Below are 13909 nucleotides of genomic sequence, written 5' to 3'. Positions count from 1 at the left end.
GCAGGTCGGATATGCCGTCGAGTCCCGATGGCCCTGGTGGCGTTTGCGGCGCTCATGGTCGCCCCCCCTGTCTTCAGTGCCTCCAGCGATCCCGGCAGCCGACTGCCGCTGACCACGCTCGCGGACGTGCCGTTGCCCGGCAGGGCCACGCGCTGGGACTATGCCAGCCTCGACGAGCGGAGCCATCTGCTTTTCCTGGCGCACCTGGGCGACAGCGCCGTCGTCGTATTCGATACCGCCGGGCGCAAGGTGGTGGCGACCATTCCTGGTGTCAGCCATGTCCACGGCGTGCTGTATGTGCCCGAGCTGGACCGGGTGTATGCCTCGGCAACCGGTACCAACGAGGTAGTCGCGATCGACCCCAGGACCTTCAAGATCATCGCGCGCACTCCCGCCGGGGACTATCCAGACGGCATGGCCTATGCCCCTGACGTGCACAAGCTGTACGTCTCCGACGAGCACGGCGGCACCGACACGGCGATCGACGTGCGAACAAATGCCCGGGTGGCCACGATCCCGCTTGGCGGCGAAGTGGGCAACACCCAATACGATCCAGCCACCAAGCACATCTTCGCGAACGTGCAGACTCGCCAGCAGCTGGCAGAAATCGACCCCGTCACTGACAAGGTGGTTCGCCGGACCCGCTTGCCGGGTGCCGCTGGCAACCACGGCCTCTACATCGATGCCGCCTCCCGGCTGGCCTTCATCGCGTGTGAAGACAACAGCAAGCTGTTGGTGCTGGATCTGGCCACTCGAAAGGTGCGAGCCACTTTCGACGTCGCCGACGATCCGGATGTCCTGGCCTTCGACGCCTCGCTCGGCTGGCTCTACGTGGCCGGCGAATCCGGTGAAGTGTCCATCTTCAAACTCACCGGGCAAGCCGTCCGACCGCTTGCTACCGCGATGCTTGGCCCGAATGCCCATGTTGTCGCCGTGGATGGCACCACACACCAAGCTTATTTTCCGCTGAAACCCATGTTGGGCAAATCCAGGCTGCGGATTACGCGGCCCCAGCTTTAGGCTTGTTCGTCCTTTGGAAGGCGCGACGAATGGACAGCGGCGGACGCGGCCAGGTCCGGGGCATTTCGGATAGGTCTTGAGAACGTCGAGGATCGTCTGCAGCTCGGCTTGTCCCTTGGATCTGCTCGCGGCCACGTGTCGGCGGCGATGGTCTTCGAGGATCTGGGGCCCAAGGCCCTGGATGGCCCCACGCGCAGCAGCGACCTGACCTGGTACGACCGCCCATCCTGCGTCGGCCCCGGGATTGCGTTCGAGCGCAGAGAGCTGCCCGCCAATGCGGCAGACGGGGGCGGTCAACTGCTTCTTGCCCGCCGCCGCATGGGATATTGCCCCGACTTCACCATCCAGTTACCAAGGGGGCATGGGACTCCAGACCCCGGCGCTACACAAAAGTGGGGGACCTCGCTCGACATCTGGCTGGCGGCCCTCGCGGCACGGCAGGCAGCCCCGCGTGCAGAAGAAAAGGACAACAAACCGTTCGAACCCCTGATCAGGGGAGGTCCGATCACCCGGTGCACGCCTCCCATCGTGTTGCGACACCGGCGTCACCCGCGCAGGCTCGCCTCCACCAGCCGGCAGTAGGTTGCGTGCACCGCTTCAGGTTCAAGCTTGGGCATGCTTTGTCCCCACCAAGCTGTGACCTCGAAGAACGCAGTGACCAGGATTCGTGCTAGCAGTTCCGGCGCCAGGGCAGGAGCGCCCGGCTTGCCCCGCAAGCGTCGCAGGTCTGCCTCCAGCAGAGTGACCAGTACCTGCTTCAGCCGCCGGTGTACCGGTTGCTGCGATGACATGTCCAAGTCGGTGGGCACGCGCCCGCGGTTGGCCTGGATGTGCCGCAGCAAGGGAAGACTGAAGCTCAGCAACCGGTCGACGTGGTCGGTGACACCCCGCGTCTCTGCCCGTGCATCGTCCAGCATCCCCTCGATGCAGCTCAGCAGCAAGCCTTCCTTGTCATCGAAGTGCGTATAGAAGGTAGACCGCGCCACCTCGGCGCGTGCAAGGATCTCCTTCACCACTATGGACTCATAGTCCTTCTCGTGGATCAGCGAGGCCAGAGACGCGTGCAGTCGGCGTTCGGTCCTGTGTGTGCGGGTGTCGGACTTGCCCATGGGCCTTCAAGAGTGTAGCAACGCGATGCGTGGGTTTCCGTACATCGCCGGTCATCTTGTCCAGTATCGAACAAAGACGGCCGAGGCGTTCTTCGCAGATCAACGGGCGAGCGCCACAGTGACGCAACGCCAAGTTCTTGGCATGCCGGGATCACGTCATGGCTCAACACTCTACGCCGGCCGCGAAAGGCCACGTGCTGCGCTCGCATGCACGTTACTACGATCTGGTGACTGGCTTGCTGTCCTTCGGCCATGGACGCGTACCCTACGCACGGCTTGCCCAACTGGCGCGGATTGCGCCGGGCGAGCGGGTACTGGACGTGGGGTGCGGCACAGGCTCGCTGGCGGTCGCCGCGCAGGCGCTGGTCGGTATGGCAGGCATGGTGTGCGGCATCGACGCCTCCGCACCAATGATCGAACGGGCCCTGCGGAAAGCGCACCGCCTGGGCGTGCCGATTGACTTCCGGCGTGTTGCAGCCGAGGCATTGCCTTTTGCTGGCGGCAGCTTTGACGTGGCATGCAGCACCCTGATGCTCCACCACCTGCCGCGTCCGGTACGGGGCCAGTGCGTGAGCGAAATGGCCCGGGTACTGGCACCGGGCGGCCGTGTGCTGGTGGTGGACTACGCGGCTCCCTCCGTCCAGCAGGAGAGTTGGCTGGCGCGCCTCCATCGCCATGGCGCCGTGGCCGCCGGAGAGGTGCAATCGCTGCTCACGGACGCCGGCCTCCACCTACGCGACGGCGGCACCGTCCAGGGTGCCGGCATGCACTTCACTCTCGCGGTGCGAGCCTGACGTTGATCGCAGTAGAACTTGGCCTGCAGAATTGGCTTGTGTACTTAGTACTCGTCAGTGTACTTTGTACACATGACCAGGAACCGCATACTTTCGGCCGCGAAGGCCGTGCTCGAATCCAGCGGCTTCGAGGGGCTGACCGTCCGCAGGGTCGCCCAGCGGGCGGGCCTCTCGCCGATGGCGCTCTACCGCCATTTCAAGAACAAGGACGAGCTGATCAACGCCCTCATGCAGGACGGCATCTCCGCCTGGGAGGCGATCGTTCACCGCATCCGCGCCAAGGATCCGGTGAAGTGGCTGAAGGCGCTGATGGAGGCCTACCTGGATTTCGCGCTCTCGCAGCCGCACAGGTTCGACGCGGCGTTCTTCCTGCCCGCGCCCGCGGCGCGCCGGTTCCCCGATGATTTCGCCGCGGGCCGCTCGCCGGCGATTGCGCTCGTGATGGCACGAATCGATCAGGCGAAGGCCGATGGCCGGTTCCGCGACGAGCCTACATTCGGGATCGCCATGGCGCTGGTGGCTTACGGACAGGGATTCGTGTCCATGCAGCGCGCCAGGCGTTTCGCCAGCGACCAACAGTTCAAGGCGCTGTACCGCTCGGCGCAGCGCCAGTTCCTCGATTCCCTCAAACCGTCCGGGAAAAACGCATGACCGCCCTGCTGGCCGCCGTGTTGAGCGGCATCATGTTCTATCTCTCACAGGGGTACGTCCCTGTCTGGGCCCTGGCCTGGCTCGCGCCCGTGCCGCTGTTGTGGCTCGCCTATGGCAATGCACGCACGTGGCAAGTGATGGGGGCAAGCGCCATCGCGCTCCTCGGCGGCGCAGGCTACATGCTGCAATCGCCCTACCTCCACCTGATACCGCCGCTCGTCCTCGCGTCGGCTCTGGTGGTCGACATCGGGCTCTTCTGCGTCGCGGTATGGTTCGCGCGCTTCGTGCAGCGCCGGGCGTCACCGCTCCTCACGCTGTTTGCGTTTCCGGCTTGCTGGACAGCCTTCGAGTTCCTGATCGAACTGCAGTCCCCGAACGGCACCTACGGATCACTCGCCTACAGCACGATGTCGGCGCCCGTCCTGATCCAGAGCGCGTCGCTCCTGGGAATGTATGCCGTTACGTTCCTGATCTGCCTCTTCGCCAATACGCTCGCCATGGCGCTGCGGCTCAGACGGAACACGGCCGCAGTCGTCCTGGGGCTGACGATCTGCGCGGCCAATCTGGTGTTCGGTATCGTCCGGCTCGCGCGCCCGCAGCCCGACGTGCTGCGGGTGGCGGGCATCGTCGATGAGACGGCCGTGGCGGATGCCTGGCGGGCGAAGACCGTGTCCGCCCAGACGGCGGTGACCGAAACCTATGCGCGCGAGATCCGTGCGGCCGCCCGGGAAGGCGCCAGGTTCGTGGTTACACCGGAAGGTGGCATGGCATCGTCCCCTGCCGGACAGGACACGGTCGTCGCGCCGCTCGTTGCCGCCGCCGAGGAGACGGGCGTGCAGATCATCGCCGGCTTCCATTCCGTGACGCCGGCCGCCGACTTCACGCTGGCGATCACGCCCGATGGCAGGACCCGGCGCTACGACAAGCGCCACCCGGTGCCGGGCCTGGAGGCCGATTTGACACCGGGGCATGTCTCGGGCTGGTTGGGCGATGGCCGCGCCATGGAGATCTGCAAGGACATGGATTTCCCCGACACCATCCGTTCCGATGCCGCCAGGGGCATACGCCTGATGGGCGTGCCCGCGGGCGACATGGGCATCGATGGCTGGCAGCACGGAATCATGTCCGTGATGCGCGGCGTCGAAGGCGGATTTTCGATTGTGCGGGCTGCCAACAACGGCCTGGTGTACGCCAGCGACGCGCAGGGGCGTCTGCTCGCCGTCAAGAAGGATGCGCCGGCGGGCCTGACCATAATCGTCGCCGACCTGCCGCTGGGACCCGGTCCAACGCTCTATACGCGGATCGGCAACGTATTCCCGTGGCTCTGCGGGCTTTTCGCTCTCGCGCTAGGTGCAGGGCTGCCGGCCTGGCGACGGCTGCGCCGCGCCGCCCTTTAGTCCTTGCAGGCCTTCGCGACCTGTCGGGATCGCCCCAGGCAGCGCGATGGCTGACACGAAACCATGGCTCGTGGCTGCCGCTGGGCGCCTGCTTCTGAGCCTTGTGTCGCGTAGATGCGACGTCGACGGCTTCGCCAAGGCAGCGGGCCAGCGCTGCCCGGTGATCGCTTCGTTCGCTCCTTCTTGTATGCCCATGCCCGATAACCTGGCCTAGTCGCCTTGTCCGGGAATCAGCTGTCGGCCAGAGGCAGGCTTTGCCGCGATACCTTGCATAGACGTGAAGGCGTCGGCGGGGAACGGAGCGCCAAAGTGATCCTGGGGCAGGCGCCCGGGCCCTCATCGGGCTAGGTAGAAGTCCATGGGGATAAGCTCGACGACCCATCCGACGTCCTCGCCCAGCGTGGCGGCCGGATGCATGGACGCGATGCGCAGCGCCTCGTCGTGGCTGTCGGCCTCGATGATGAACAGGCCGCCCACCACCTCCTTCGACTCGATGTAAGGCCCATCGGTGACGTGCGTCTTGCCGCTGCGCGGGCGCAGCGTCCTCCAGCCGTCCAGATCGCCTAGCGACGCGGAAACCAGGACCTTGCCGGTGGCGCGCATCTTCTCATCCAGTGGCGGACATTGGCTTACCAGCGCCTTGACGTCGCCTGGCGCCAGCGCGGCGAATTTTTCGGGGGTGAAGTAGGCCAGGCCGAGGTATTTCATGGGAGATCCTTGTGGGTGGGAATGCACTGGCGACGAAGCAGGCGATGGAAAATCGACAATGCACGGGAAAAGCCTAAGGCGGGTCCCGCGCCGCCTGCCCCCGGATCAAAAGCACGCGCCTGCCCTGCTCGCCGACAATCTACCCCGATCACCTCCCGAACTGTGCGGCATGAGCCGCTGCCGGCTCCGTGGAGGGACATGCACTATCACGTTGCACCGGTACGGTTGACTGATCTCACTTCGGCAGCACCCAGTTGCCTGACAGAGTCGTGCCCGGCAAGGAAATGGCCGGACGCCGGCGCAGACGCGCAGGGCCAATCCGGATCCGCCGGCCGGCAAGGCGGTCAGGCGCCTCGTGCCGATGACCGGGCAGATGCCGTGGCGGGTCCCGCCAGGGATTCGCGCCCCATGAAGCGGCGCTTCACCAGTTCGACCAGCGCCAGGTAGGTGGCCGTGGCCACCATCAGGAACGCGAAGAAGGCCGGCGGCAAAGGAACAAAGCCCAGATCCGCGGCCAGCGGAGTCACCGGAATCACCATGCCGACCACGACCGTCGCAACCACGCTGACGATCAAGGCATTGCTCGGCCGGCTGCGCAACGGGTTGCCGGTGGTGCGGATCACGAACAGCACCAGCGTCTGCGTGGCCAGCGATTCCACGAACCAGCCGGTGTGGAATTCGGACGGCGAGGCATGCAGCCAGGCCAGCAGTGCATAGAAGGTGAGGAAATCGTAAAGCGAGCTGATCGGCCCCACACCCAGCATGAAGCGGCGGATCAGGCCGACGCTCCAGCGGCGCGGCGCAGTCAGTTGCGAGGTGTCCACGTTGTCGCCCGGGATGGTGATCTGCGCCATGTCATAGAGGAAGTTGTTGAGCAGGATCTGGGTGGGCAACATCGGCAGGAACGGAAGCACCAGCGCCGCCACCGCCATGCTGAGCATGTTGCCGAAGTTGGAACTGGTCCCCATCAGCAGGTACTTGGTGACGTTGGCGAACGCCGTGCGACCCTCGATCACCCCGGCGTGCAATGCCCCGAGGTCGCGGTCGCCCAGCACGATGTCGGCCGCATCGCGCGCCACGTCCACCGCGTTCACCACCGAAATGCCGACATCCGCCGCGTGCAGCGAGGGAGCGTCGTTGATGCCGTCGCCGAGAAAGCCCACCACCGCGTTGCGGGATTTCAGTGCCAGCACGATCCGGTGCTTCTGTGCGGGGCTGACACGGGCAAACACGTTGACGCGCGTCGCCACGACGCCCAGGGCATCCTGATCGAGCGCATCGATTTGGGTGCCCGTGACCACTTCGCGCGTATCCAGTCCGACCTGTCCGCAGACATGCCGGACGACGAGTTCGTTGTCACCGGACAGGATCTTCACCGTCACGCCGTCACGCGCCAGTGCGGCCAGGCTGTCCGCCGCCCCCGGCAGCACGGGGTCGGCGAATGCGACGAAGCCAGCGAGCACCATGTCCGCCTCGTCGGCCGCCGTGTACTGCTGCCGTCGCCCGACCTTGCGCCACGCGATCGCCAGCACGCGCTGTCCCCGCTGGCCGAACGCATCGCCGGTGCGCTGGACGGCTGCCAGCGCATCGGCGTCCAGGGAGAGCGGTACGCCATCCGTCTCATAGCTGGTGCATTGCCCGAGCACCGATTCCGGTGCGCCCTTGGCAATCAGCAAGGTTTCGCCGTCGTGCTCGATCACGACGCCGAGGCGACGACGCTCGAAGTCGAAGGGAATCTCGTCCAGCTTACGGAAGGCGTCCCGCGATGGCGGGCATTGCTTCAGGATCGCTTCGTCCAGCGGGCTACGGATACCCGTCTGAAAGGCGCTGTTGAGGCGCGCAAGGACACCGGCGCGTTCGGATGGCGCGCCCAGCGGGTCGGCCATCGCCGCCACCTCGGTTTCGCTGCGCGTGAGCGTGCCGGTCTTGTCGCTCAGCAGCACGGTCATGCTCCCGAAGTCCTCGATGGCGGCAAGGTGCTTTACCACCACACGGTGGCGCGCCATGCGCACCGCGCCGCGCGCTAACGTGACAGTGGTGATCATGGGCATGAACTCGGGGGTCAGCCCCACCGCCAACGCGAGCGCGAACAGCAAGGTCTCGAGCATCGGCCGGTGCATGGCGATGCCGGCCAGCACCACGATCAGTACCAGCGCGAACACGGTTCGCAAGATCAGCCGCGCAAAACCTGCCAGGCCGCGTTCGAATTCGGTGGGAGGGGGGCGCTCAGACAAGCGCGCGGCGACATCCCCAAACGCAGTGTCCCTGCCGGTGGCGAGCACGATCGCCGTGGCGGTGCCAGCGGCCACCGAGGTGCCCAGGAACACCAGGTGCGGCGCGTCGGCCCCGGCGCCGCCTTGCGGACGATCGCTGGCGGTCTTTTGCGCCGGCGCGGACTCCCCCGTCAATGCCGACTGCTGCACGTGCAGGTCCCGCGTTTCGAGCAGGCGTGCATCCGCGGGCACCCGGTCGCCGGCTGCAAGACGGATCAGATCACCCGGCACCAGGTTCCGGCGCGGTACCTCCCGCCAGGTGCCGTCACGGCATGCGCTGGCCGTGGGGGCGATCTCCTCGCGCAACCGTTCGGCCGCGCGCTGCGAGCGGTAGCTCAGGACGAAATTGAGCGCCACGCTGAGCAGGACCATCACCAGGATGATCGTCGCGCCGACATGGTCGCCCAGCACCCCGGAGATCGTCGCCGCGGCAAGCAGCATCAGGACCAGGGGATCGCCCAGCAGCCCGAGCAAGGTCCGGAGGTGGCTGCTGCGGCCGTTGGCCTGCGCCTCGTTGGGACCGTGCGCAGCCAGGCGGCGTGCAGACTCGGTTTCGGACAGTCCCGCGGGCGTGCTGTCGAGCAGGCCGAACAGCGATTCCAGCGGTGCCTGCCGTGGATCCGCGGTTGGTCCGGGCGGGTGCGGGACGTCGTTCATGGCGAGGCGACCATGGCATCCGCTTCACGCGCCGATATTGACGACAGTCAACCGGGAGCCCACCCGAACCTGGCGCCTGAAACAACCCAGATACCATGCAGGCGGCTGGTGTCGCCGCGCCGCGGCCACCCGCCCCGCTCAATCGATCGACTTGCGGAACCGCAGCGTCGCCGCCCCCATGAGGACGGCGCCGATCGCCGCCAGCGCGAGCAGCTGCGGCGCGAGCACCGTCACGCCCACGCCCTTGAGGAACACTGAGCGGATGATGACGATGAAGTAGCGCACCGGGTTGGCGTAGGTCAGCCACTGCAGGAACGGCGGCATGCTGGAGATGGGAAAGGCGAAGCCGGAGAGTATGAACAGCGGGTTCACCAGGAAGAAATTGGTGGCAAACGCCTGCTGCTGGGTCTTGCACACGGTGGAGATCAGCAGCCCCAGCGAAAGCGTGCTCAGCAGGTACAGCGAGGTGCCTAACAGCAGCACCGGCACGCTGCCGCGGAACGGTACGCGGAACCACAGCGTGCCCATCAGGGTCACCGCCGCCATCAGGCCCAGGCCGACGAAGAAGAACGGAATGGTCTTGCCGATGATCAGCTCGAACGGCCGGATCGGCGTCACCATCAACTGCTCCAGCGTGCCCACCTCGCGCTCGCGCACGATGGCGAAGGCGGTGAGGTTGACCACCATGATCAGGGTGATGGTGGCGATCACACCCGGCACGAAGAACCAGCGGCTGTTGAGGCTGGTGTTGTACCAGGGCCGGTCGTCCAGCGTGATCCGCACCAGGGTGCCGGCCACGTGCGGGTCGATGCGCTCGATCAGGTCGCTGCGGTAGCGCTGCGAGTAGTCGCTGGCGATCGCGCCGACGTAGCCGAGCGCGATCAGCGCGGAATTGGAATTCGTGCCGTCAACCAGCACCTGCACCGGCGCCGGCTGGCCCTTGCGAAGCCATTGTGCGAACCCCGCATGCACGATGATCGCCACCGCGGCGCCGCTGTTGTCGATGGCCGCTTCCGCTTCGCGCTGCGAGCCGGCGATGCGCACGATCTTGAAGTGCGGGTTGCTGGCGAACTCCGCGACCAGCGCCCTGCTCTCCTGCGAATGGTCCAGGTCCAGCACGGCGGTGGACACGCCGAACACCTCGAACGTGGCCGCGTAGCCGAACACCAGTACCTGCAGCAGCGGCGGGACCAGCAGGCGGAAGCGCGCCCAGCGATCGCGGCGCAGCTCCAGGAACTCCTTGACCAGCACGTGCCAGATGCGCTCGAGCATGGTCGTCACCCGATGCGCTTGTGGAAGGCGCGCGCGGCCAGCACTGCGGCGACCGCCGCGTAGGCCGCAAGCGCCAGCACGGGAAACCACAGTGCGTACAGGCTGGAGCCTTTCAGGAACAGCGATTTCAGGATCGTGACGTAATAGCGCGCGTAGATGCCGTAGGTGACGCCGCGGATGACCGCCGGCATCTGGTCGATCGGAAAGGTGTAGCCCGACAGCATGGTGATCGGCATGATGGTGATCACCAGCGCGATCTGGCTGGCGCCGATCTGGTTGGGAATCACCACCGAGATGAAGTAGCCCACGCTGAGCACAACCACCAGGAACAGCGACGTGGTAAACAGCAGCGCCGCCAGCCCGCCGCGGAACGGCACGTCGAACCACAGCACCGCGAACAGCAGGCATATCAGCGCGTCCACCAGACCAATGCCGAAATACGGCAGCATCTTGCCGATCAGCAGCTCCATCGGCGTCACCGGGGTGGAGATCAGCAACTCCATCGTGCCGCGTTCCCATTCGCGCGCGATGGTCAGCGAAGTGAGCTGCGCGCCGACCAGGGCAAGCACCAGCGCCACTACGCCGGGGATGATGAAATTGCGGCTTTCCAGATCCTCGTTGAACCACACGCGCGAGTGCAGGGCCACTGCCGCGGGCAGCAGCGGCATGCCGCGGGTGCGCTCCACCATGTTCAGCTGCACCTCGCTGGAGAACCCCGCGACCACCGCCTGCGCGTAGGCGGCGGCCAGCGTCGCCGTGTTGTCGTCGGTGGCGTCGACGATGGCCTGCACGGAGGCGTGCCGCTGCCCGTAGACCTGCCGCGAGAAGTCCGCCGGCACCACCAGCACCATGCGGCAGGTGCCGTCGTCCATGGCGCGCCGTACGCCGCGGTCGCTGTGGATGCTGCCGACGATGCGGAAATACGGCGAAGCCTGGAAGTGCTTGAACAGGCTCTGGCTGAACTGGCTGCCCTCCTGGTCGTAGGCGCAGACCGGTACGTGGGAGATGTCAAGGTTCACGCCGTAGCCAAGCAGGAACAGCTGCATCACCGGCATCAGCAGGGCCAGCATCAGGCTGCGCGGGTCGCGCACCACTTGCAGCAACTCCTTCACGGCGAGCGCGCGGATGCGGCGAAGCTTCATGGCGTGGCTCCGGCAGGCTCCGCCTGCGCGCCTATCATGCGTACGAAGGCGTCTTCCAGCGTGGGCTCGATGCGCTCCACCGCGGCGTCGGCGATGCCGTGTGCGACGAGGAATTCCACCAGCGGCCCCCTCTCCTGCGCAGCATGGCCGAGCAAGGCGTGCAGCACGCTGCCGAACACCGCCACGTCGCGCGCCCGCGCGTAGGTCGAGAGCAGCTCCAGCATGCGTCCCAGCGGCGCGCCGCGGATCTCCACCAGCTCGCCGTCCAGCGCGCGATGGCGGATCCGCTCCGGCGTGTCCAGCGCCACGATGCTGCCGCGGTTGATCAGCGCCACCCGGTTGCAGTACTCCGCCTCGTCCATGTGGTGGGTGGAGACCAGCACGGTCACGCCCTGCGAGGACATGTCGTGGATGAGATCCCAGAAGCGGCGCCGCGAAATCGGATCGACCCCGGAGGTGGGCTCGTCCAGCACCAGCACCCTGGGCCGGTGCAGGATTGCGCAAGCCAGCGCCAGCCGCTGCTTCCAACCGCTGGCCAGCTCCCGCACCAGCGTGTCGGCGTGCCCGGCCAGCCCCGCCATCTTTAGCGCCTCCCCGATGCGCTCGCCGATCAGCCCGCGACCCACGCCGTATACCCCGCCGAAGAAGCGCAGGTTCTCCAGCACGGTGAGGTCGCCGTAGAGGGAGAACTTCTGCGACATGTAGCCGATGCGCCGTCGTGCTGCTTCCGGTGCGCGGACCACATCGATGCCATCAACCAGGAGCGACCCCGAGCTCGGCCGCAGCAGGCCGCACAGCATGCGGATCACCGTCGACTTGCCGGCGCCGTTGGGCCCGAGGAAGCCGAGTATCTCCCCCTGGCCGACGTCGAAGCTCACGCCCGCCACCGCCTCGAAGCCGCCGAAGCGCTTGTGCAGCTCGCGCACCGCGATGACGGCGGGGCTCGCATTCACGGCTGCGCTCCCCCGTCGCCGAGCAGGGCGACGAACAGGTCCTCGATCGAGGGCGCGACGATACGCGCGTCGTCGCAGGCGAGGCCGCTGTCGCGCAGCTGCGCCTGCAGCGCCGGCAGGCGTTCAGCCCCGTCCATATGCACGTGGATGCCGTTGCCGATCAAGAGCACGCCCTGCACCCCCGGCGCGTGGAGGAGCGCGTCGCGCAGCAGCCGTGGCATGGCGGAGGCGAACTCTGCCAGCGCGCCCGGCATGCGGCCGCGCAGCGCGGCCGGCGTGTCGCAGTAGAGCAGGCGCCCGGCATGCAGCAGGGCCAGCCGGTCGCAACGCTCCGCCTCGTCCAGGTAGGCGGTGGAGATCAGCAGCGTCACGCCCTCGCCGCGCAGGTCGTAGAGGATCTGCCAGAACTCGCGGCGGGACAGCGGGTCCACGCCGGTGGTCGGCTCGTCCAGCAGCACGATGCGCGGCGCATGCACCAGCGAGCAGGCCAAGCCGAGCTTCTGCTTCATGCCGCCGGACAGCTGGCCGGCCAGCCGCTTGCGGAACCGCCCCATCGACGAGGCCTCCAGCAGGCGCGCGGCGCGTTCCTCGCGCAGCTTCGGCGGCACCGCAAACAGGTCGGCGTAGAAGCGGATGTTCTCGTCGACGGTCAGGTCTTCGTACAGGCCGAAGCGCTGGGGCATGTAGCTGATCCGCGCGCGCACCTGCTCGGGCGTGGCCACCACGTCGACGCCGCCCACCTCCACCCTGCCTTCGTCCGGCGCCATCACGGCCGCGAGCATGCGCAAGGTCGTCGTCTTGCCGGCGCCGTCCGGCCCCACCAGCCCGAAGATCTCGCCGCCCCTGACCTCAAGGTCGAGCCCGTCCACAGCCACCACCGCACCGAACCGCTTGCACAAGCCCGCCACGGCCACGGTGACCGGGTTCGCGCTCATGGCGACAGCTGCACGGTGGCGTCGGCCGGCATGCCCGGCACCAGCTCGTGCGAGGGGTTGGCCACGTCGATGCGCATGCGATACACCAACGTGATGCGCTCGGCGTGGGTCTCCACGCTCTTGGGGGTGAATTCCGCCTGGTCGCTGATGAACGATATCCGCGCGGGATAGTGGTGCCCGGGGTGACTGTCGGTGGTCACTTCCACGGCCTGGCCCAGGCGCACCCGGCCCACGTCCGGCTCGTTGATGTAGGCGCGCAGCCACACGTGGTCGAGGTCGGCGATCGTCACCACCGGCGTGCCCGGCACCACGACCTCGCCGAGTTCCGCCTGCCTGACCAGGATCACGCCGTCGATGGGTGCCCGCAGCGCGGTGTAGCCCTCGGTGATCTGCGCCAGCCTCAGGCTGGCCTTGGCGTCGTTGACGCTGGCCATCGCCAGCTGCAGGTTGTCGTCCGCCGCCTTCGCCAATGCGCGGTCGCGTTCCAGCCCGGCCTGCGCGCCGCGCATGGCCGCATCGGCAAGGTCCAGGCTGTCACGGGACACGTAGCCGCTGGCCGCCAGCTTGCGCAGGCGCGCCTCGTTGAGCGTCTTGTAGTGCAGGTCCGCCGAGTCGGCGGCCAGCACCCTGCGCGCGGCCGACAGGTTGCTCCCGGCGGCCGCCAGTGCGCGTTCCCGCGTGGCGACGCCGGACTCGGCGATCGCGACCTGCTGGCGATAGTCCGCGTCATCCACCCGTGCGATCAGCGTCCCTTTCTTGACCCACTGCCCTTCGTCGAAGGGCAAGGCGACGATGCGCGACTGCACGGTCTTGAAACTGAGCACGCTTTCGTGCGCCTCGATGTTGCCGGAAAGCATGAGCGTGGATGACGCGCCGCCGCGCCCGAACCACCGCGCTGCCCAGCCATGCCGGACCACCGCGTAGCCCGCCCCTGCCAGGACGAGGGCGAGCACGCCGATCACGGCCACGCGCCGGTTCACGCGCGCCTCCTGCCGCCA

Annotated in this window: 12 protein-coding genes and 1 pseudogene; 4 read left to right on the top strand and 9 right to left on the bottom strand. The window is 67.2% G+C overall.

Annotated features, from left to right (window positions below; all coding sequences use genetic code 11):
- Window positions 1–27 precede the first annotated feature (27 nt).
- Entirely contained in the window at window positions 28–1020 is a 993-nt protein-coding gene (locus tag AC2EWF_RS12575; RefSeq protein ID WP_483639704.1) for a YncE family protein, read from the top strand.
- Window positions 1021–1107: 87 nt separating this feature from the next.
- Here AC2EWF_RS12575 and AC2EWF_RS12570 read toward each other — a convergent pair.
- Both AC2EWF_RS12570 and AC2EWF_RS12565 read right to left on the bottom strand, forming a co-directional pair.
- Window positions 1108–1317, bottom strand: a pseudogene (locus AC2EWF_RS12570) (metal-sensing transcriptional repressor); the annotation flags it as partial.
- A gap of 248 nt (window positions 1318–1565) precedes the next feature.
- The gene (locus AC2EWF_RS12565) at window positions 1566–2129 is read right to left on the bottom strand and encodes a TetR/AcrR family transcriptional regulator (protein ID WP_483639703.1); all 564 of its coding nucleotides are present in this window, start codon (window positions 2127–2129) and stop codon (window positions 1566–1568) included.
- A 194-nt stretch (window positions 2130–2323) separates the two neighbouring features.
- Between AC2EWF_RS12565 and AC2EWF_RS12560 the strand changes: the two genes are divergently transcribed.
- From AC2EWF_RS12560 to AC2EWF_RS12550, 3 genes are all read left to right on the top strand, one after another.
- On the top strand, window positions 2324–2923 hold the full coding sequence (locus AC2EWF_RS12560; protein WP_483639702.1) for a class I SAM-dependent methyltransferase: 600 nt from the start codon (window positions 2324–2326) through the stop codon (window positions 2921–2923).
- A gap of 72 nt (window positions 2924–2995) precedes the next feature.
- On the top strand, window positions 2996–3574 hold the full coding sequence (locus tag AC2EWF_RS12555; RefSeq protein WP_483639701.1) for a TetR/AcrR family transcriptional regulator: 579 nt from the start codon (window positions 2996–2998) through the stop codon (window positions 3572–3574).
- Window positions 3571–4971, top strand: a complete 1401-nt coding sequence (locus AC2EWF_RS12550) for a nitrilase-related carbon-nitrogen hydrolase (protein WP_483639700.1) — start codon at window positions 3571–3573, stop codon at window positions 4969–4971. The genes AC2EWF_RS12555 and AC2EWF_RS12550 overlap by 4 nt, the downstream gene beginning before the upstream one ends.
- Window positions 4972–5307: 336 nt before the next feature.
- Here the strand turns inward: AC2EWF_RS12550 and AC2EWF_RS12545 are convergent, their stop codons facing one another.
- From AC2EWF_RS12545 to AC2EWF_RS12515, 7 genes are all read right to left on the bottom strand, one after another.
- The gene (locus AC2EWF_RS12545) at window positions 5308–5679 is read right to left on the bottom strand and encodes a YciI family protein (protein WP_483639699.1); all 372 of its coding nucleotides are present in this window, start codon (window positions 5677–5679) and stop codon (window positions 5308–5310) included.
- A gap of 344 nt (window positions 5680–6023) precedes the next feature.
- Entirely contained in the window at window positions 6024–8609 is a 2586-nt protein-coding gene (mgtA, locus tag AC2EWF_RS12540) for a magnesium-translocating P-type ATPase (RefSeq protein ID WP_483639698.1), read from the bottom strand.
- A gap of 138 nt (window positions 8610–8747) precedes the next feature.
- The gene (locus AC2EWF_RS12535) at window positions 8748–9881 is read right to left on the bottom strand and encodes an ABC transporter permease (RefSeq protein ID WP_483639697.1); all 1134 of its coding nucleotides are present in this window, start codon (window positions 9879–9881) and stop codon (window positions 8748–8750) included.
- A 5-nt stretch (window positions 9882–9886) separates the two neighbouring features.
- Window positions 9887–11023, bottom strand: a complete 1137-nt coding sequence (locus tag AC2EWF_RS12530) for an ABC transporter permease (protein ID WP_483639696.1) — start codon at window positions 11021–11023, stop codon at window positions 9887–9889.
- Window positions 11020–11976, bottom strand: coding sequence for an ABC transporter ATP-binding protein (locus AC2EWF_RS12525; RefSeq protein ID WP_483639695.1), 957 nt, complete (start codon window positions 11974–11976; stop codon window positions 11020–11022). The genes AC2EWF_RS12530 and AC2EWF_RS12525 overlap by 4 nt, the downstream gene beginning before the upstream one ends.
- Window positions 11973–12911 (bottom strand): ABC transporter ATP-binding protein, encoded by a 939-nt coding sequence (locus AC2EWF_RS12520; RefSeq protein WP_483639694.1) that lies wholly within the window; start codon window positions 12909–12911, stop codon window positions 11973–11975. Before AC2EWF_RS12520 ends, AC2EWF_RS12525 begins: the two co-directional genes overlap by 4 nt.
- A complete protein-coding gene (locus AC2EWF_RS12515) occupies window positions 12908–13891 on the bottom strand; it encodes an HlyD family secretion protein (RefSeq protein ID WP_483639693.1) in 984 nt (327 codons plus the stop codon). Before AC2EWF_RS12515 ends, AC2EWF_RS12520 begins: the two co-directional genes overlap by 4 nt.
- Window positions 13892–13909: the final 18 nt, after the last annotated feature.

The organism is Rhodanobacter sp. sgz306013, assembly GCF_057031145.1.
This window is presented reverse-complemented; position numbering and strand designations above follow the sequence as displayed.

Excerpts from the sequence above, each read along its gene's own strand:
- AC2EWF_RS12545 (WP_483639699.1), bottom strand. The coding sequence starts at position 5,679 with ATGAAATACCTCGGCCTGGCCTACTTCACCCCCGAAAAATTCGCCGCG.
- AC2EWF_RS12535 (WP_483639697.1), bottom strand. The coding sequence starts at position 9,881 with ATGCTCGAGCGCATCTGGCACGTGCTGGTCAAGGAGTTCCTGGAGCTG.
- AC2EWF_RS12530 (WP_483639696.1), bottom strand. The coding sequence starts at position 11,023 with ATGAAGCTTCGCCGCATCCGCGCGCTCGCCGTGAAGGAGTTGCTGCAA.
- AC2EWF_RS12575 (WP_483639704.1), top strand. The coding sequence starts at position 28 with ATGGCCCTGGTGGCGTTTGCGGCGCTCATGGTCGCCCCCCCTGTCTTC.
- AC2EWF_RS12565 (WP_483639703.1), bottom strand. The coding sequence starts at position 2,129 with ATGGGCAAGTCCGACACCCGCACACACAGGACCGAACGCCGACTGCAC.
- AC2EWF_RS12520 (WP_483639694.1), bottom strand. The coding sequence starts at position 12,911 with ATGAGCGCGAACCCGGTCACCGTGGCCGTGGCGGGCTTGTGCAAGCGG.
- mgtA (WP_483639698.1), bottom strand. The coding sequence starts at position 8,609 with ATGAACGACGTCCCGCACCCGCCCGGACCAACCGCGGATCCACGGCAG.
- AC2EWF_RS12550 (WP_483639700.1), top strand. The coding sequence starts at position 3,571 with ATGACCGCCCTGCTGGCCGCCGTGTTGAGCGGCATCATGTTCTATCTC.
- AC2EWF_RS12555 (WP_483639701.1), top strand. The coding sequence starts at position 2,996 with ATGACCAGGAACCGCATACTTTCGGCCGCGAAGGCCGTGCTCGAATCC.